This is a genomic window from Pseudomonas extremaustralis (assembly GCF_900102035.1).
Lineage (GTDB): Bacteria > Pseudomonadota > Gammaproteobacteria > Pseudomonadales > Pseudomonadaceae > Aquipseudomonas > Aquipseudomonas extremaustralis.
The window spans coordinates 353,628-372,243 of the sequence record NZ_LT629689.1 but is presented as its reverse complement, the minus strand read 5'-3'; the positions used below and the strand labels follow the sequence as shown (position 1 = coordinate 372,243).

The 18,616-nt window shown below is 61.3% G+C and carries 19 protein-coding genes and 1 pseudogene; 13 read left to right on the top strand and 7 right to left on the bottom strand.

From position 1 onward, the window contains the following. The first annotated feature begins 57 nt into the window (after positions 1-57). The 9 genes from BLR63_RS01725 to BLR63_RS01690 all read left to right on the top strand — a co-directional run bounded on the left by BLR63_RS01725 (position 58) and on the right by BLR63_RS01690 (position 4,423). A complete protein-coding gene (locus BLR63_RS01725; RefSeq protein ID WP_010566426.1) occupies positions 58-513 on the top strand; it encodes a hypothetical protein in 456 nt (151 codons plus the stop codon). Then, complete coding sequence (locus tag BLR63_RS01720; protein ID WP_010566425.1) at positions 510-962, top strand: hypothetical protein; 453 nt, start codon at positions 510-512, stop codon at positions 960-962. The genes BLR63_RS01725 and BLR63_RS01720 overlap by 4 nt, the downstream gene beginning before the upstream one ends. Positions 963-1,008: 46 nt before the next feature. Beyond that, on the top strand, positions 1,009-1,341 hold the full coding sequence (locus BLR63_RS01715; RefSeq protein WP_010566424.1) for a hypothetical protein: 333 nt from the start codon (positions 1,009-1,011) through the stop codon (positions 1,339-1,341). Positions 1,342-1,390: 49 nt separating this feature from the next. Then, a complete protein-coding gene (locus BLR63_RS01710; RefSeq protein WP_010566423.1) occupies positions 1,391-1,708 on the top strand; it encodes a hypothetical protein in 318 nt (105 codons plus the stop codon). A 49-nt stretch (positions 1,709-1,757) separates the two neighbouring features. Next, positions 1,758-1,976 (top strand): hypothetical protein, encoded by a 219-nt coding sequence (locus BLR63_RS01705; protein WP_010566422.1) that lies wholly within the window; start codon positions 1,758-1,760, stop codon positions 1,974-1,976. 2 nt (positions 1,977-1,978) lie between these two features. Next, on the top strand, positions 1,979-2,320 hold the full coding sequence (locus BLR63_RS31680; protein WP_010566421.1) for a hypothetical protein: 342 nt from the start codon (positions 1,979-1,981) through the stop codon (positions 2,318-2,320). Beyond that, positions 2,224-3,354, top strand: coding sequence for a site-specific integrase (locus BLR63_RS01700; protein ID WP_231998174.1), 1,131 nt, complete (start codon positions 2,224-2,226; stop codon positions 3,352-3,354). The genes BLR63_RS31680 and BLR63_RS01700 overlap by 97 nt, the downstream gene beginning before the upstream one ends. A 37-nt stretch (positions 3,355-3,391) precedes the next feature. Further along, entirely contained in the window at positions 3,392-3,937 is a 546-nt protein-coding gene (gene folE / locus BLR63_RS01695) for a GTP cyclohydrolase I FolE (protein WP_010566419.1), read from the top strand. Between the two features lie 114 nt (positions 3,938-4,051). Then, a complete protein-coding gene (locus BLR63_RS01690; RefSeq protein WP_010566418.1) occupies positions 4,052-4,423 on the top strand; it encodes a glutathione S-transferase N-terminal domain-containing protein in 372 nt (123 codons plus the stop codon). 111 nt (positions 4,424-4,534) lie between these two features. Here BLR63_RS01690 and BLR63_RS01685 read toward each other — a convergent pair whose 3' ends face one another. The 3 genes from BLR63_RS01685 to BLR63_RS01675 are packed head-to-tail and all read right to left on the bottom strand — an operon-like array spanning position 4,535 to position 7,468. Beyond that, complete coding sequence (locus tag BLR63_RS01685; RefSeq protein WP_010566417.1) at positions 4,535-4,852, bottom strand: AtuA-related protein; 318 nt, start codon at positions 4,850-4,852, stop codon at positions 4,535-4,537. Then, positions 4,849-6,174, bottom strand: a complete 1,326-nt coding sequence (locus tag BLR63_RS01680) for an acyclic terpene utilization AtuA family protein (RefSeq protein WP_010566416.1) — start codon at positions 6,172-6,174, stop codon at positions 4,849-4,851. The genes BLR63_RS01685 and BLR63_RS01680 overlap by 4 nt, the downstream gene beginning before the upstream one ends. A 1-nt stretch (position 6,175) precedes the next feature. Beyond that, positions 6,176-7,468, bottom strand: coding sequence for a CitMHS family transporter (locus BLR63_RS01675; RefSeq protein ID WP_010566415.1), 1,293 nt, complete (start codon positions 7,466-7,468; stop codon positions 6,176-6,178). A gap of 111 nt (positions 7,469-7,579) precedes the next feature. Between BLR63_RS01675 and BLR63_RS01670 the strand changes: the two genes are divergently transcribed. Continuing rightward, positions 7,580-8,476: a LysR family transcriptional regulator gene (locus BLR63_RS01670; RefSeq protein ID WP_010566414.1), complete on the top strand. Its 897-nt coding sequence runs from the start codon at positions 7,580-7,582 to the stop codon at positions 8,474-8,476. 9 nt (positions 8,477-8,485) lie between these two features. Here BLR63_RS01670 and BLR63_RS01665 read toward each other — a convergent pair whose 3' ends face one another. After that, the gene (locus tag BLR63_RS01665; RefSeq protein ID WP_010566413.1) at positions 8,486-9,088 is read right to left on the bottom strand and encodes a glutathione S-transferase family protein; all 603 of its coding nucleotides are present in this window, start codon (positions 9,086-9,088) and stop codon (positions 8,486-8,488) included. 10 nt (positions 9,089-9,098) lie between these two features. After that, positions 9,099-10,265 carry an aminotransferase-like domain-containing protein gene (locus tag BLR63_RS01660; protein WP_010566412.1) on the bottom strand — a complete coding sequence of 389 codons (1,167 nt, stop codon included), beginning with the start codon at positions 10,263-10,265 and terminating at the stop codon, positions 9,099-9,101. Between the two features lie 81 nt (positions 10,266-10,346). On the opposite strand from BLR63_RS01660, the gene BLR63_RS01655 reads away from it, so the two are divergent. From BLR63_RS01655 to BLR63_RS30980, 3 genes and pseudogenes are all read left to right on the top strand, one after another. Continuing rightward, positions 10,347-10,781, top strand: a complete 435-nt coding sequence (locus BLR63_RS01655; protein WP_010566411.1) for a MarR family winged helix-turn-helix transcriptional regulator — start codon at positions 10,347-10,349, stop codon at positions 10,779-10,781. Between the two features lie 271 nt (positions 10,782-11,052). After that, entirely contained in the window at positions 11,053-12,399 is a 1,347-nt protein-coding gene (locus BLR63_RS01645) for an NCS2 family permease (RefSeq protein ID WP_010566410.1), read from the top strand. Positions 12,400-12,406: 7 nt separating this feature from the next. Continuing rightward, positions 12,407-12,472, top strand: a pseudogene (locus BLR63_RS30980) (LysE family translocator); the annotation flags it as partial. On the opposite strand, the gene BLR63_RS01640 reads toward BLR63_RS30980, so the two are convergent. Beyond that, a complete protein-coding gene (locus BLR63_RS01640) occupies positions 12,472-17,667 on the bottom strand; it encodes a dermonecrotic toxin domain-containing protein (RefSeq protein ID WP_010566409.1) in 5,196 nt (1,731 codons plus the stop codon). The pseudogene BLR63_RS30980 and the gene BLR63_RS01640 overlap by 1 nt on opposite strands. A gap of 152 nt (positions 17,668-17,819) precedes the next feature. Further along, the gene (uraH, locus tag BLR63_RS01635) at positions 17,820-18,173 is read right to left on the bottom strand and encodes a hydroxyisourate hydrolase (protein WP_010566408.1); all 354 of its coding nucleotides are present in this window, start codon (positions 18,171-18,173) and stop codon (positions 17,820-17,822) included. Between the last annotated feature and the right edge of the window lie 443 nt (positions 18,174-18,616).

Below are 18,616 nucleotides of genomic sequence, written 5' to 3'. Positions count from 1 at the left end.
CCCCGCCTACTGCTGGTGCCTGCTGGCACTGGCACAACTGATTTGCTGAGGTGATTTATGAGTGAGCAAACAGACCGTTTTCGCCAACTTGCAGTCGGACTTGCTACTAACTGGGATATCCCCATGACGGAAGCGCGCCGTCTGAAGCTGATCAGTTATACGTCAGACCTTGCTGACCACTTGATCTACTACGCTGGCGACGATGAAAAGCTGTGCGACTGGGATTCGCGTGTTGGCGGCGATTACGTGTGCGATATCGTTGACAACTACCTATGGGATCGTCGCTTGATACTTGAGCGGCGCGGAGAAACTGTTGGCCGTCTTGGCAACCATGTTTCGTGCTGCATTCGTGCTGCGCTGGATATTGCGGTTTCTGCAAGCGCTGGAGTGATCGGTTTTACCGTTGGTGATTTCAGGCGCGCATTCGGTGGCGAGCTGCCTGAGTGGGTTTCACAATGGTTCGAGCCTGGACTGACAAGCGACACACCGGACACGGATGGAGTATGGGCATGACCACCAACCAAACGATTGACGGCGTGCCGCGTCGTGTCTGCCATGCTTGCGTGTCCTACCAGCGTGACGCGTACTGCTCTGTATGCGACCCGGCCGCCCAGCCCCAGGGCGAGCCGGTGGCGTGGATGTATAGGCGGCAGGGCGGCGAGTGCCTGGGCCAATTGGTGCAGATGGAAAGCGACAACCTAAAAGACGTGAGGGAAGGAAAGGTACTCGAGGGTCGTCGGATACTTTGGCCTCGCGACGATTATACCGACTGGAAACCGCTCTACACCGAGCAGCCCGCGCCGGTAGCGGTGGTGCTGCCCGAACAACTCACAGATGCCGAGCTTGAAGAGCTTGAGGTGATTGAAGCGCTGCTATCAGGGCAGGGGCTTAGCAATCTCGCGGGTTCAATGGCCTCGGCCCGCCAGTTTATCGACGAAGTAACCCGCCTCAACACCAAGTAACCCCTCCCCCTTCAAAGTCAGCCGCTATAGCGGCAAGGACGAAGTCATGCCTGAAGAAACTGCTTTGATTCAGCCGCTGCCAGTTGAGCGCGATACAGACGGTTGGTGGTCGCACCCTGACTACCTGGCCGAATTCGACGACGAAATCACCCAGGCGCAATTCAATGACTGGTGCCAGCGCCACCAGGTGGTAACGAAGATCACCTACATGGAAAGTGACGTCGATGCTGACGTGTTTGACGCCTATATGACTGACGGACAGGTCGACTGCTCCGCCTGGAAGATTCAGCACCCCGCCGAACGGGGTTGGTTCATCCTGTCAATCCACGATGCCGAGGACGGCCCGGTCTGCATCTGGGGCAAGCGGGTGACGCCATGATCGCCACCCACTGGTTCGCCTACGTCTTCATCTACAAGGGGCCAAGGCCATGAACGACCAACAGATTCTTGAATTGGCAGCAAAGGCGGCAGGAATCGGCCCTGTTCTCTGTTTTGAATCGGCGCGGAACTGCCTTCGAATCGGCGATAGAGAAAGCTATCGACTGTGGCGACCGCTGGATGACGATGGCGACGCCCTGCGGCTGGCAATCAGGCTCGGGATCTGCATCGTCTTCATGGAGGACCACGACTCAGTTGGCGCGGAGCACTCGCGACATGGCGTGATGATCATTGAAGCGATGGACGATTTCGGCACGCGCCGAGCAATCGTCCGGGCAGCCGCCGATATCGCCAAAGCAACAGCCTAACCCCAATCCCCCTAAACGCCTGCCGGTTAGCGGTGGGCAAGGACACCCCATGTTCGCTACGAAACTCACCCTGATAATGCTGGGCGCTTTGCTGTACCTGGTCGGTACCGGCACCTGGTTCATCTGGATCGGACCTGATCTAGTCGGCACTGGCACCACCGGGGCGCTGCTCTACGCATTCGCCGGCACCTGCGCCTGGCTGTTGATCAGCTTCGGCCTGGCAGTTCACATAATCAAGACAGCGCGGCCCACGGCCGGCGGGAGGTAGCTATGGCAGCAGCAGAGCAACTACCTGTTGAGTACCTGTCCGACAAGGTCCCGGAGAAGAACTTCGCGGAGATGGTCGGCACAACGCGCCGCGCCCTTCAGGGCAAGCGCCAGCGCAACATCATCCCCAAAGGGGTGTGGAACGAAATCGATGGTCAGATTTACTACAGCATCAGGAGATATGAGGCATGGCTAGAAAGCCTTTGGGACTGCCCGCCGGAGTTGAATTCGCAGGTCAATCAGTCCGCATTCGCTTCACCTGGCAGTTCAGGCGCTGCGAGACCCTCGCCTATTCCCAAACGCCAAAAGGCATTAAAGCGGCCGCAGATCTACGCGCTACAGTAATAAGCCTGATCAAGCACGGCGTGATGGACGACAAGCGTTACGCCGAACTTTTCCCGAACTCCACCTACTCCACCTACTCCGCAACACCGTTGTTCGGTGAATACGCACAGACCTGGCTCGACAGCCGCGAAGTGGTCGGGGGCACCCGCAAAAACTACCGGATATCCCTCAACCTTTACTGGATGCCGCACCTTGCGCTGCTCCCTATCGATCAGATCACATCTGCAATGCTCCGGAAAATAGCGGGAGACACGCCGTGGAAGTCGTCGACGGTGAAGCGCTCGGCGATCCAGCGGCTGCACACGATGTTCGAGTGCGCCGTGAACGATGAGCTGATCACCAGGAACCCGGTCGGCTCAATTGAGCTGCCGGTGAAAGCAAAGAAACCGGTTGACCCTTTCACGGTGGCAGAGGCGGATTTGATAATCGGGCACCTGTACGAGGTGCTGACAGGGTCAATGCGGGTCTACGCTGCCTATTTTGAGTTCGCGTTTTACACCGGCATGCGGCCTGGGGAGATAGCGGCGTTGCGCTGGGATGAGGTGGATACAGAGGGGCGTGTCGCCAACGTGTGCAGAATCGTGGCTGACTACAAGATCGAGGAGCGCACGAAAACCCGCGAAACGCGGCGGGTCATGCTGAATAGCAGGGCATTAAATGCCATTGAGGTGGCCAAGGGTGTGGCCGAGTTGAGGGCAAAACAGAGCCGGCGCCAGCATAAACAATCGCCGTACGTTTTCCCGCCGACCAAGAACTTTGAGTTCATTCAGCAGGCCAGCGTGACCGACAAGCATTTCAAGGCGGCGCTGGTCGCGCTGAAGATCAGGGCCAGACGGCAATACAACTGCCGCCACACTTACGCTACCATGTGCTTAATGGCAGGCATGAACCTTGGGTTCATCGCAAATCAGCTCGGTCACAGCGTGCAAATGCTGCTGACGACTTACGCCCGATGGATCAATTCCAGCGAAGACTGGAGCGAAGTCGGTAAGCTTGAGCAAAGCCTGATTGGTACAAAATTGGTACAGACATAAACCGTACCCCTCTAGAACCCATACGGAATAACGCTCTGTGACATTGGAACAGAATTACACCGCGATCCTCGGCCAACTCGGCGAGGACGTTACCCGCGAGGGCCTGCTCGACACGCCAAAGCGTGCCGCCAAGGCGATGCAGTACCTTTGCCGCGGCTATGAACAGACACTGGAAGAAGTCACCAACGGTGCCTTGTTCAGCTCCGACAACAGCGAAATGGTGCTGGTCAAGGACATCGAGCTGTATTCGTTGTGCGAACACCACCTGCTGCCGTTCATCGGCAAGGCTCACGTCGCGTATATCCCCAGCGGCAAAGTGCTGGGCCTGTCGAAAGTCGCGCGGATCGTCGACATGTATGCGCGCCGCCTGCAGATCCAGGAAAACCTCAGCCGCCAGATCGCCGATGCCGTGATGCAGGTCACCGGTGCCCTGGGCGTGGCCGTGGTGATCGAAGCCAAGCACATGTGCATGATGATGCGCGGCGTGGAGAAACAGAATTCGTCGATGATCACTTCGGTGATGCTGGGTGAGTTCCGCGAAAATGCGGCGACCCGCAGCGAATTCCTCAGTCTGATCAAGTAACCGACTGAGTAGGAAAAGACCGGCGTTCATCGCCGGTTTTTTTTCGTCCGCAGAAATCAACGGAGCAATCAGGTAAGCTGCCGCCCCTTCTGTCATGGGCAAGAGGTTTCAGCCATGTTCGTCAAAGCACTTCGAGTGGGCCTTGGCCACGTCATCATCGCGGGCGACTTCCTTACCCGCCCACGCAAAAAGCAGCGCCCTGCCGCACAACAGGCACAGGTGAACGCCGCGGCCAAGGACCTGACCCTGTATCAGTTCCACGCCTGCCCGTTCTGCGTGAAGACCCGCCGCACCTTGCACCGCCTGAATGTGCCGGTGGCCTTGAAGGACGCGAAGAACAATCCGCAGGACCGCCAGACCCTGCTGGAGCAAGGCGGCAAGATCAAGGTGCCGTGCCTGCGCATCGAAGAGAACGGCCAGACCACCTGGATGTACGACTCCAAAGTGATCATCGATTACCTGGACAAGCGCTTCGCCGCTGCCTGAAAAACGCCCTCTCCCCTGTAGGAGCGAGCGTGCTCGCGAAAAACCTGAGAACGCCGCTGGGTGTCAGGTTCACCTCGTTATGGTTGACGATTTTCGCGAGCTAGCTCGCTCCTACATAGGTGGGATTTCCATGTCCAGTAATGCGGAGCCCAGGCATTTGCCATGGGCGTCCAGCGCCAGCGAACGGGTCACGCCGCCGCGCAAGATCCCCGGCAGCACGAAATTCAATGCGTGGACGTTGGGCAATTCATAGCGCCGCACCGGCGCCGCACCCGGTTCCAGCAATCCAGCGAAGAATGCCGCGACGCGCTCGGCCGTGAGCTGTTCGCACAGCCGCGGATAATCCTCAGGGTGATAGGCGATGATCGAGATATTCGAAGTGTCGCCCTTATCGCCGGTACGGGAATGGGCCAGGCTCTGCAACTTCATGCTTGGATCCTCGGGTTGACCGCGTCACGGGGCAACAACAACGATGCCACCGCCACCACTTGCCGCACGCTTTTGCTGGCCCCGCCGCCGCCGGACGGGCCGTTGGTGTAGAGGGTTTCCACTTCATTGCCGACGCGCACCGCATCGCTGCGGGCTTCGCAGCGCGCCGCCACGCGCAGGCGCACTTCCCACGGTTCGACGCTGCTGCGTGGGCCGTGGAGCGAGTCCATGCCGATCAACTCGGCGCGCACGTCGTGCATCTTCACCCCCATCAATTCAAGACGCTTGAGCACCACCTCACGTGCCAACTGCGCGCGTGCGACGGCGCCAGGACCGCCGTAGGACATCTGCCCTTCGCCGATCCAACCGTCCAGGTAACCGACACTGACCTTCAACTGCTCGGGCCGCGCTCGACCACCAGCCCCCTGGGCACGCACGCGATCGACACCCTCGTCGGCAAAGCCCACCTGGGAAAAATCGGCCGTCACATCCGGCGTGAGGTAAGCCGCCGGATCGTGCACTTCGTAGATCAATTGCTCCGTGCAAGTGGCGCGGCTGACCCGTCCTCCCGAGCCGACGACCTTGGTGATCACCGCTTCGCCGTCGGCGTTGATCTCGGCCAAGGGAAAACCCAAGCGCGCCAAGTCATCCACATCCTTGAAACCGGGGTCGGCAAAATAGCCGCCGCTGACCTGCCCGGCACATTCGAGCAAATGCCCGACCAGGGTGCCGCGGCCCAGGCGCGGCCAGTCGTCCGTTGCCCAGTCGAACTCGAACACCTGGGGCGCGAGGAACAGCGAAGGGTCGGCCACCCGCCCGGTGATCACCACATCGGCATCGGCGCGCAGGGCCTCAAGAATGCCGTCCACGCCCAGGTAGGCGTTCGCGGAAATCAGCCGCTCGCCCAGTGAACCGAGGGTCTGGCCGTTATCCAGCACCTGCTCGGGGCGCAACACGTCCAGCACATCGTCGCCCACCACCGCGACAACCTTGAGGGTCAAGCCCAGTTCGCCGGCGATGCGCCGCACTTCAATGGCCGCCGCCAACGGGTTGGCCGCGCCCATATTGGTGATCACCCGCAGACGCCGACGCCCCTGGCGAGCGCCGACAAACGGCAGTACGCGGCGCATCCGCTCGCTCAACAGAGGGTCGTAACCGCTGGCGGGATCGCTGATGCGTGCCTGTTGCGCCAGGGCGATGGTGCGTTCGGCCAGGCATTCGAAGACCAGGTAATCCAGGTCGCCCTGTTCGGCCAGTTCCACGGCAGGTTCGATACGGTCGCCGGAGTAGCCGGCGCCGGAACCGATGCGCAAGGTTTTCATCTCAAAACACTCCCAGGAGCAATGCCGTCAGGGTCATCAACACCGACGCGGCAAACAGAAAAGGGATGGTGAAGCGCTGGTGATCGGCCAATTCGATCTTGCACAGGCCCACCAACAGGAAGGTCGCGGGGGTCAGCGGGCTGACCGGGAAGCCAGTGGTGTGCACGCCCAGCAACGAGGCCTGGGCCACTTGCAGCGGGTCGACGCCCAGGGCCTTGCCGACTTCGGCGATCACCGGCATCACGCCGAAATAGTAGGAATCGGGGTCGAACAGCATGCTCAGCGGCATGGAAATAAAGCCCACCACCGCCGGGATCAACTTGCCATGGCCGGCCGGAATCTGCGCCACCGCCACTTCGGCAATCGCCTTGAGCATGCCGGTGCCTTGCATGATGCCGGTGAACACGCCGGCGGCGAGCAGGATGCTGGCCATGGTCAGGGCGGTTTTCGCATGGGCGTCGATGCGGGCGCGCTGGGCGTCCACGTTCGGGTAATTGATGCACAGCGCCGCCACGGTGCCGAGCATGAACATCACCACCGGATCGACCCAGCCGGCGATCATCACCACCATCACCAGCACGGTGAGGATCAGGTTGACCCAGAACAGCCGTGGGCGACGCAGCTTGATGTCGTCGTCGCTGAGCACCCGTTGCGGCACGGCGTCGACCGTCGAGCCGGCGCCCAGGCCCAGGCGTTTTTCTTCACGGCGGCCGAGCCACCAGGCGCAGGCGAAAACGAAGATAAGGCCAACGATCTGCACCGGGATCAGCGGCTGGAACAGGTCCGCCACCGGCACATGCAACGCCGCCGACGAGCGCAGCACGGGGCCGGTCCATGGTAGGAAGTTGACCCCGGCGGCCAGGGCGCAGACGCAGGCGAGGATGCGCTTGTCGATGCCCAGCCGCGTATACAGCGGCAGCATCGCCGGCACCGTCACCAGAAAGGTCACCGCGCCGGAGCCGTCCAAATGCACCAGCAGGGCCAGGGTCGCGGTACCGACGACAATCCGCGTAGGACGCGTTCCTACCGTGCGCAGGATGCGATCAATGATGGGATCCAGCATGCCGGCATCGGTCATGATCCCGAAAAACAGGATCGCGAACACAAACATGCCCACCACCGGGGCGACGTTCTTGATCCCGGTAATGATGAAGGCGCTGGTTTGCAGGCCGAACCCACCGAGCAGCGCGGCGATGATCGGCAAGGCAATCAGGGCCACCAGCGGCGAGAGGCGTTTGCTCATGACGGCAGCGAGCAGGCACAGGATGGTAATGACGCCCAGGGTTGCGAGCATGGGTTACTCCAGAGCGGCCTTGGCGGCCGGTTATTGTTTTCCCTGGAGTATTGGAAGCGCGTTACTCTTTGTAAATTTGAATATTCACCCGCTCGCGTTCGGAAAAACAAAATGAAGAATTCGATCCAGCATATCCAGGCCTTTCTCGCGGTCGCCCGCACGGGCAGTTTCACCAAGGCCGCCAGCGAGCTGCACCTGTCGCCCTCGGCACTGACCGTGCAAGTCCAGCAATTGGAAGAATGGCTCGGCGTCGCCCTGCTCGACCGCAGCCCGCGTCATGTGAGCCTCACCGCCGCCGGCCAGGAAGCCCGTGGGCCGATGGAAAAACTGCTGCTGGACTTGGACAACATCGTCACCGGCTCCCGCGACCTGGCCGCCTTGCGCCGGGGCGTGGTCACTATTGCCGCCCTGCCCTCGGTGTGCGCCGGAGTCCTGCCCCCGGCGCTGCGCTTGTTTCGCGAGCGTTTCGCCGGGATTGAAGTGCGTTTGCAGGACCTGGTGGCCCATCGCATTCACGCCCAGGTGCGGGCGGGCGATGTGGATTTCGGCATCGGCGTGCGCGCACGCCTCAGCCACGGGCTGGAATTCGTGCCGGTGCTCAATGATCGACTATGTGCCTTCGTGCCCCTGGATCATCCCTTCGCCCGCCATCGCCAACTGACCCTGGCGCAACTGGCCGACCAGCCGATCATCCTCACCGGGCGCGACAGCAGCGTGCGCGAGCAGGTGGATGGGTTGTTCGATCAGACGCGACTGACGATGAACGCCGGCATGGAGGCCAACTACATGTCGACGGTGCTGGCGCTGGTGCGCCAGGGGCTGGGGATCAGTGTGCTGCCGGAGTCGGCGGCGGACAGCCTGGAGGGATTGCAGCGTATCCATATCGATCATCCCGGCGTGAACCGGGAGATCGGCTTGATCAGTCGCCGCGGGATGGGGCTGAGCCCGGCGGCACAGCGTTGTTTCGATTGGCTGCGTGACGAATTATCCGGCACCCCATTGAGCTAACTGTGGGAGTCAGTCGAGCATGGCCACATGCTTGGGATGGCTGGCCACGCGCTTCAACCAGGCTTGCACCGCTGGGTAAGGCGTCAAGTCAAAACCGCCCTCATGGGCCACATGGGTGTAGGCATACAACGCGATATCCGCAATCGAATACTGCTCGCCCACCAGGTACGGTGTGCTTTGCAACTGGCGCTCCATCACTCTCAACGCCTTGTAGCCGCCCTTGTGGGAGGTTTTGTATTCGTCGAGGCGATCCTCCGGCATGCCCAAGTACAGCTGGATAAACCGCGCCACCGCAATGTACGGCTCGTGGCTGTACTGCTCGAAGAACTGCCATTGCAGCACTTGGGTACGTAGGCGTGGTTCGGTGGGCAGGAACTCACTGCCATCGGCGAGGAAGTTGAGGATCGCGTTGGATTCCCACAAGCACGTGCCGTCATCCAGTTCCAGCACCGGGATCTTGCCGTTGGGGTTTTTGGCCAGGAATTCAGGGGTCTGGGTATCACCGTTGAGGATGTCCACATCCACCCACTGGTACGGGATGCCCAGCAGGTTGAGCATCAATTTGACCTTGTAGCAGTTGCCCGACTTGTAATCGCCATAAACCTTGTACATGGGGCTCCCCTTATGCCGCTTGCGTGTGCTGTGCTTGACGGACCACTGCGGCCAGGCGCTTGAGACCTTCGTCCAGACGGGACGGGTCGATATGGCTGAAATTGAGCCGCAGTGAGCCAAGGTGCTGGTCCGGCTCGGAAAAGAACGGTTCACCGGGCATGAACGCGACGTCCTGATCGAGCGCAGGAGCCAACAAGGTGCGGGTATCGAGCGGCTGTTTCAAGGTCAGCCAGAAGAATAATCCGCCCTGGGGCACCTGCCAGTCGGCCAGGTCGCTGAAGTGACGCTCCAGCGCGGCCTGGAAAGCATCGCGGCGCTCGCGGTAAAAACTGCGCAGTTGCACCAGGTGTTGCTGGTATTGCTCGGTGCCGATCCACTGCATCGCCTGCCACTGGCCGACGCGGTTGGTGTGCAGGTCGGCCGACTGCTTGAGCTTGAGCAGGTGCGGGAACAGGTCCGGGCTGGCGATCAGGTACCCCACGCGCAGGCCCGGCAGCAGGGTCTTGGAGACCGTGCCGGTATAGATCCAACTGGCTTTTTTCAGGCGTCCGACGATGGGCTTGGCACTGCCGCCGTCGAAGGTCAGCTCGCGGTAGGGTTCGTCTTCGATCAGGGTCACGCCGAACTCGTCGAGCAAGGCCGCGACGGCTTCGCGCTTGGCTTCGCTGTAGCGCACGGCCGACGGGTTCTGGAACGTCGGGATCAGGTAGATGAACGCCGGGCGATGGCGTTCGAGATTGGCACGCAGGCTGGCCAGGTCAGGGCCGTCGGCCTCCAGTTGCACGGTGAGGCAATCGGCGCCGAACAGCTGGAAGATCTGCAACGCGGCCAGGTAGGTCGGGCCTTCCAGCATGATTTTGGTGCCTTTGTCGAGGTACAGCTTGGCCGCCAGGTCCAGGGTTTGCTGGGAACCGCTGACCACCAGCACCTGGCTGGCCTGGCACGGCACGCCCAGGGCGCGGGCCTCGGCGGCGAGCAGTTCACGCAACTGTGGCTCGCCTTCGCTCATGCCGTATTGGCCGATGTTCAATGGCATGGCGTCCCAATTCAACGCGGGCAGCATGGCTTCGGCCGGCAGGCCGCCGGCGAACGACATCACTTCCGGGCGCTGGGCCGCTGCGAGGATTTCACGGATCAGGGAGCTTTTGAGGCGCGTAACACGTTCAGAGAAGGCCATAAGGTCACCGGTAGCAAAGCCTGTGGTAAATACGTCAAACTGGTTGACCGAAATTACGACAGCTTGAGTAGATACGTCAATATGCTTGACCTTAAAAACCAGAGCAGCCAGCAACAAGCCATGGAAGCCTTCTTCTTCGGTTATCAGGCGTTCACCGCCAAGGCCGACGAAATGCTTGAGCGACGTGGCCTGAGCCGGGTGCACCAGCGCATCGTGTTTTTTATCGCGCGCTACCCGGCCTTGAGCGTCAAGGAGTTGCTGGAATTGCTCGGCGTGAGCAAACAGGCACTGAACATGCCGCTGCGTCAGTTGCAGGAAATGCACCTGGTCAACAGCGTGGCGTCCGAGACCGACAAGCGCAAACGCCTGCTGGAACTCAGCGAAGAAGGCCTGCGTTTCGAACAGTCGCTGCGCCGCGAACAGGTGAAGCTGTTGCAGCGCGCGTTCAGTGAGGCAGGGGAAGATGCGGTGAACGGCTGGCTGGCCGTCAACCAGGCGCTGTGCGCAAAAATGTAGGAGCGAGCTTGCTCGCGAAAAGCGTCAACGATAACGCGGGGAATCTGATACCCCGCAGCGCTCTCGGGTTTTTCGCGAGCAAGCTCGCTCCTACGGTGGGTTGCCCTTCATCTGTTTCGTACACGAAACAAAAAACATTATTTGCTTTCTTTGTATACAAAAGCATAATTCGCTTCGTGCGAGTTCCTGACCTTTCAGTCAACAAACCCGCCAGTACCTCACAGCGCCCGCGCGCTGGACATAACAATAAAACGCTTGAGGAGTACTCGCTGTGGAAAGCCGCAAATCCGAAGCCCCAACGCTGGATCTCTCTCCGACGCACACTGGCTGGCTGGAACGCCTGTTCAAACTGCGCCTGCATGGCACCACAGTGAAGACCGAATTGATCGCCGGTCTCACTACCTTCATCACCATGGCCTACATCATTTTCGTCAACCCCAACATCATGGCCGACGCCGGTATCGACCATGGCGCGGCGTTCGTCGCCACCTGCATCGCTGCCGCCCTGGGTTGCCTGTTGATGGGCCTGTATGCCAACTGGCCGGTGGGCCTGGCGCCGGGCATGGGCCTGAATGCGTTTTTCACCTACACCGTGGTCGGCACCATGGGCTACCACTGGGAAACCGCGCTGGGTGCGGTGTTTATCTCCGGGGTGCTGTTCATGGGTCTGACGCTCTCGCGCGTACGTGAATGGTTGCTCAACAGCATCCCCGTCAGCCTGCGCCATGCCATGGGCGCCGGTGTCGGCTTGTTTCTCGGGGTGATCGGCCTGAAAACCGCCGGCATCATCGTTGATAGCCCGGCCACGTTGATCAAGCTCGGTTCGCTGCATGAACCGGCGCCGCTGCTGGCGGCCGTGTGTTTCCTGCTGATCGCGATCCTCAGCTATCACCGGGTGTTCGGCGCGATCCTCATCAGCATCATCGCCGTGACCCTGGCGGGCTGGGGCCTGGGCCTGGTGCACTACAACGGTATCCTCTCCACCCCGCCCAGCCTGGCCCCGACCTGGATGGCGATGGACGTGAAGGGTGTGTTCAATGTGAGCATGATCAGCGTGGTATTCGCCTTCCTGTTTGTGCACATGTTCGACACCGCCGGCACATTGATGGGCGTTGCGCAACGCGCCGGGCTGGTGAATGCCGACGGCAAGATCGACAACCTGTCCCGCGCCCTCAAGGCCGACAGTGCCTCCAGCGTGTTCGGCGCCATGGTCGGCGTCCCGCCGGTGACCAGCTACGTGGAAAGTGCCGCCGGAGTCGCCGCCGGTGGCCGTACCGGGCTGACGGCCGTGACCGTGGGCGTGCTGTTTGTAGCGGCGATGTTTTTCGCACCGCTGGCGGGCATGATCCCGGCCTACGCCACCGCTGGCGCGCTGATTTACGTGGCGATGCTGATGATGGCGAGCATGGCCCACATCCATTGGGATGAAGCCACCGACAGCATTCCGGCGATTGTCACCGCGATCATGATGCCCCTGACCTTCTCGGTCGCCGACGGGATCGCCCTGGGGTTTATCACCTATGTGGCGCTCAAGGCCGGCACCGGCAAGTACCGCGAGATTTCCCTCAGCCTGTGGGTGCTGTGCGCGATCTTTATCGCCAAGTTCGTCTTTCTATAAAAGGAGTCTGGAAACCTGGCTGCTGTTCAGCGGTGCCGCGCGGGTGGTGATCCTGATCCCGGGGCCACTCTCTCAGCGCGAGAGCGGGCTCACTTTGACGAAATAAACGGTGGGAGGCAGGTTTCCCACCTTGGGCCACTGCACACCGGCGACGATACGGACCAGGCGTTGCTGCGCCAACGCGGCTTTGACCGTCGCGGCCAGGGTCGTTGTGTGATACGACCTGATACCGGCATTGATCCACGGGTCCGTCAGTTGGTTGGCCAGCCTGACTGACCCGCGTTCCAGCCAATGTTCACGCAGGTAGTACACCTTGTCGGATCGGGAATGCGTCACCACCCATTCACGGCTCAATATCTTGCCACGCCGCTGGTTCCATTCGTGAATGATGAAGCCCTGCTGCTCCAGCACCGTCCTGATGGCGGCTCGTTGCGCAATGCTGCGTTGTTCCGCGACCTGCCGACCGCCGGTTCGGAGCCGCGCATCCAAGGCAGCAGACGGAATGAAGTCCACACGCGTGAAACCCGGCGCCTTGCCTTCGAAACCAATGTTGATATGCGCGCCGCGCCTGGGGATGGGCCGCAGCATCAGCAACCAATCATCCGTCTGGCCAAGCTTTACCGGGTTTGGCGTCAACCAATGGTCCAGCGTCGCCCGCACGTTGAGCAGGTGACTGGCCGTGACCGAGCGGGAGGCATCGGCCAACTCAATTAATCTGATCACGGCGAACTTTCGGCTGCTGCTGGTCATCGTCGGGAAAGCCACGCCGACCAAAGGCTCCAACGGCCCATCGAACAGGGGCGCATGCAGTTGCCATTCGCCCGCCGGACTGCGAGTCACCGGGATCGGCTGCTCGCTCAGCGCGCTGCTGGTCCAGCGTTCGATGTCCACATTCGCCCTTGAGACCAGCGGTTCGTTGCGGGCGATGAACGCGATGTCGCTCAACGGTGCCTGCTCGCCCTGGTGCAGCAATCGGTAATACCCACCTGCCGAGGATGTCGCGACGTCGGACCTGGGGCCCAGGTAAATGACATCGTAGGGGAACCCCGGCGGCTCCAGATGCACATGGAATACCCCGGACACCGGAGTCCCCGCCGCCGAGTCCCCGAGGCCTTGGACGCGCCAGTCGAACCAGTGCTGGGTCGGCACGGTGGACCGACGAATCCGGTCTTGCGTCACGCTGCGTACAGCGGGAGGGCGCCAGTCCACCTGTTCCAACGGCGCGCGCCAAGGGGTGAGCACGCCCGAGCTCGGCCCGGCCATTGGCGCATCCGCCCCCAATAGCCACTCCCTGGACTCATGAAGCGTCAGGATCCATTCATCCTGCCCCGGTGCGTCCTTGTTCTTCAGGCGAAAAAACGTCTCATCGGCGCGTCGGTACACCGGGTAATGGTGCGTATCGCCCGCCACAAAGAACTCGCCACTCTTCACATAAAGCCCTCTTTCGCCCACACCCTTCAATGCAATGGCATCCGACGGCGTGCCCTGGACCCTGAAGCGCTCCAAAGGCTTGAGCAGCGTAACCGTTGAGGACGGTCTGAGCCGATCGGCGATCTGGCCGGACTCCAACAGGCTCGAGCGCTGCAGCCGATGCAGGCCGGCGCCCATCGAACGCAGGCCCGGACGCGCCAGGGTGCTCGTCTTCAGCTTGGGCCCCGGTATAAACATCAGCAAAAGGTCGACCGCCAGAAACACCACGCCAAACGCCACCGTCACCGCTTCGCGAGCATCACCGCTGTGGTGATAACGCCGCGACGTCAGCAGCAACTCATACAACTGATTACCCAAGCCAAAAAACGGCACGACCATTGAAAGCAAGGCACGCCGGCGGGTATCGCTCTGCTCCGCCAGGCGCTGTTCGCGGTACTTCTGCAGGGTCTTGCCGGAGTTGCTGTTGGCCTGCGCGTGACGATGCAGATCAAGCACCCGCGCCTGATACAACAGCGCCTCGGCATCGCAATGGGAGGTGGGCACCAGCGCCAGCCAGTTCAGCGAGTCACTGGCCACTTGCTCAAGGATCTGCTTTTCAATCTCCTCGACCAGCGCGGTGGGCACCCAGTGCTTGACCTTGAATGAACGCACGAACTCAACGCCGTGCCAGACCCCCAGCAGCAGCGTGAAACCCGGCAGAAAATTCAGCGGATTGAGTAACTCCGTCCCCTGCGGCGTTTCGCCAGGCCGATGATTGATGGCTTCAAACGCCCAACCGGGCGCGACGTGCCGGGCCAATGCCGCGACGTTATCGGGCAAGGCGCCAATGCTATTCAGGTGCTCGCGAACCTGTTGCAGAGTGGGGTGTTCACTGAGGCTCCTGGCGTCCGGCGCGGTGGGCCAATAGACCACGCAGCGCTGGGAAATCCGGTCATGCATCACCAGGATGCCGGCGATGTAACGATCATGCAGCAGCGTGTGACCGGCCAGATGCACCGCATACAGATGCACGTGATGGCCGTTTTTTTGCAGGTCCTGGGGCGAATGCGCCGCCATGGCCGTCTTGAACAGGCTCTGCGCATGCGCCGTCAGGCCCTGCCTGATCGCCGAATAGAGATCCGCATCGGCCGCCGACCGCAAAGCACGCCTCAACAGCGGTGCAACCCCAGGCTCCCGTGCGTCGGGCGGGTAAAATTCGCGGTTGATCAACCCCTCGTACTGCCCGCCGATATCCAGCGAGGACACCATGTCGATCAAGTAGCGTGAGCCCAGTAGCGGCTTCCATGCCGGCTGCAGGTACCTGGCATATTTGAAGCGCCAATGGGTGGGCAGCATCTGCGGGTCCAGGTTGTGCAGCGCCAGTTGCAGCAGGCTTAACGGCTTACGCGTCGGGCTCGGCGTAAGGAGTTCCTTTCGATCGCCCACCGTACAGGCGCTTTCCCAACCACAGAATTGGCCATCGACCTGGTCAGGCAACTCGATGAAGGGCGTGTCGATATCCACCTGCGGGTAAAGGCCGTCTTCGCGCAAACGCGCGATCAAGCGCTCGCGGGCGAAGGTGTGCAGCTCGGGCAAGCGCTGCTTGAGACGCTCTTCAAATGCAAAGACGTTACCCAGGTAGTGGCCCTGCAAGTGCTTGAAGCGATTGAGCTGGGCCGCCGTCGCGTCGGTCAGCCACTGCGGCAGGTTTTTTTTTGCCTCGGCGGCTTTTCGTACCAGGTCGAAATGGGCGCGGGCCTGAATCAGCGCATCGCTGACCGGCGCGCTCAACTGCTCATGCAGCTCGACTGCCAACAGTTGACGGCTGAGCTGGGTGTCGTGGGTTTCGTTGGATACACGGTCGCTGCCTTGCAGCAGTACGTAACCCTTGAGCAACCTTTTGAGCGCCAACAGCACAGGGTTGCCTTCAATGGATTCGTAACGCACGGCCAGGGTCTGGGCGGCGATCTGCTCGCGCACGGCCTGACGCTTTTGCCGCTCGACATAGCGCCATAGCAGCGACCCGTCGCGGCTGCCCAGACTGGCCTGGACACCCCGGGATAACGCGCCAAGGCTGGAAAAGGCTGCCACCCCGCCCTGTTGCCCGAACCCGCACAGCACCACCGGAACTCGCCGTTCAGGGTCACTGACCGCCGCCGTCCGGGTGACCGCAAACACGCTGTGCAGCGCATGAAAGGCGTGGGATTCACTGCCCACCAGCACCGACAGCACACAGGTGTCAGCGCCCTCACGCTTACTGGCCAGCGGCGTGTCCAATACTTCCAGCAGCAGATCCCGATCGACGGTGCGGATCAACTTGAGCCGGTGCTGCATCTGCACCTCACAGCGCAGCAGGTCGCTCAAGGCGTGGATGAACAACGTCGCCCGCTTGAGTTGACCGCTGGGTCTCTCACGCCAGAACGCCGCCTCGAACAGCCGTAACGGCTCGGCCTGCAGCAACGTGAGCAGGGTGTCGCCATGGGCCTTGCACTGGTCTTCGAGCGCCACGAATTCGCGCACGGCGGGTGTGTCTTCCCCGGGGTCACGGGGGTCGAGCAGCGTCATCAGTCCTTTTTCATAACGCTTGAGCTGGTGCAACGCGGTGTTCATCGCCAGCCCCTCGGCCGTACTGGCAAAGATGATTTCCTTGCGCCGTCGGCGCTGGTCCCAGTCCTGTAACTCGCGGCGCAGCTGCCTCAGCCGTGGCTTGCCCAACCAGTGCTTCCTGGCGCGCTCGATGTAGGCCAGAAAGCGAGCCGCGTTGATCACCCCAGGCTGGCGCTTGCGGGAAAACACCTGTGCAAGGTTGATCGACACGGCGCAAGCCAACTCGTTATCCCATTGCGCCTCCAGCACCGTATGCGCGCTGAAGGCCAACGCATCGCCGCTCATCGGCAAACCGCGACCCGCCGCAACGTAGGCGCCCGGTTCGCACGCCTCATGCCGACGCCGCAGCGGCAGGCACTGCCACAGGTCATCAAACAAGGCCCCATTGATCAGCGTTACCAGGCCACACTGCAATTGGTCAAAGGACGGGTATTCATAGAAGTTGCGGTTCCCCCCCGGCAGATACATCACATGGGGCATCCCCACCGGCTCGCCCTCACGATAAATATGCAGTGCACCGGGAATCGGCATCAGTCGCGGCCCCACGCCCGGCCACATCAAGGCGCATGCTTGCACGCTGGCCCAGCGCTCGCCCGCGCGCTGGCGCTGCCCGGCCGTCGGGGCATCCACCAGCGCCTGGGCCATCGCGTGCCCCGCACTCGACAGCTCGCCCACTTGCCGCGCGACAAATGCCTGGTTGGCAAACAGCCGCGCGTGCAACTCCTCCCAACGCGCTTGCCGTGTCAGCCATGAACCCGGGACCAGTGCCTGCCAATAGCGGGTGTGCGCCTGGGCCAGACGATCGAACAGGTTGAGCGCAATGACCCGGCGCAAGGCCTCCAGCGGCGTAAAGGGCAAGCGCCGCGCCGGGTCGTCCTTGAAGCTCAGGGCGGTGTACTGATTGAGGTTGATCGACACCGAAGCCAGGACCATCAGCCGCAAGGCGCGGTCGGTCAAGCTGTCGACTTTTTGCGCGGCGGCCGGCGGCCTGGGCTCGGTGAAAATCACGCTGTCGGGGTCCAGGTCAAAGGCCTTGCGCAGTTCGGCGCGAATCACCCGCAACACCCTGGGCGCCCTGGAGATCAGCCGCGTGAGGCCGCTTGCCGATTCGGCACAGCGCAGGTCGGCGACCGCGAGTCGATTGATCAGGCGGCTGGGATGGGGACTGCTGTTGATCCGTAGCGTCAGTTGGGCGCGCAGGGCCGTTAATGCATCGTCGTCAGACACATCGGGGTCGGTGGGTGAGGTCACGGCGGTCTCTTCGTCGAGGAAAACACCTAGCCTATGCAGCGTGCCCCACCCAGGGGCTTTAGATAATTGAACGCCGGACCGCGCCAAAAAAGCCCACAGTGCGCGCGGGCCAAACCAACGAAACGTTTTGAGGGGTAAAGCGAGGTGACAACTCAGCTACCGCGATAGGTGGAGTAGCTGTAAGGCGAAATCAGCAGGGGCACATGGTAGTGATCCTGCTCGGCACTGATGCCGAAGCGCAGCACCACCACATCCAGAAAGGCCGGCTCGGGCAACTGCACGCCCCGGGCGCGGTAGTAGTCACCGGCGCCGAACTGCAACTGATAGACGCCGCTGCGGTAGTCATCCCCTTGCAGCAACGGTGCGTCGCAACGACCGTCGCTATTGGTCACGGCGCTGGCGACCAGCGTCAGTTGCGCGCCTTCGACGCGGTACAGCTCAACCTGGATGGCACTGCCGGGACAGCCGTGGGCTGCGTCCAGTACGTGTGTAGTCAGTCGTCCCATGGGGCGGGGCTCCCTTGTGCAAAGTGAAATGGGCCGCACCTTTACGGGGCATGAAAAAGTCGGCGACGGAGCGATTAAGACACTTTCAACAAAAATTGTACACAATAAATTCCACAGACCTGTTTCCCTCTGCCACTGCCACCCCGGTAGGAGCGAGCTTGCCCGCGAAAATCGCCAACGCTGACGCGTACATCCTGAATGAATGCAGCGTTCTTGAGTCCTTCGCGAGCAAGCTCGCTCCTACAGATGATCGATGAGGATTTATTTTGATTTAATTGACCAGTCAGGCAAGTTTCTTGCTAGGGGTTAAGTACCCAACGTTTAGAAAAAATGCAGAAATTCAGGCTTACAATATTGCCATTAAGTTGTATACAATCAGCCCATCGCTGTGACGCCACCAGGTCTTTCCGCTGGCCGCCACGCACTTGCTACCACGCACAAGA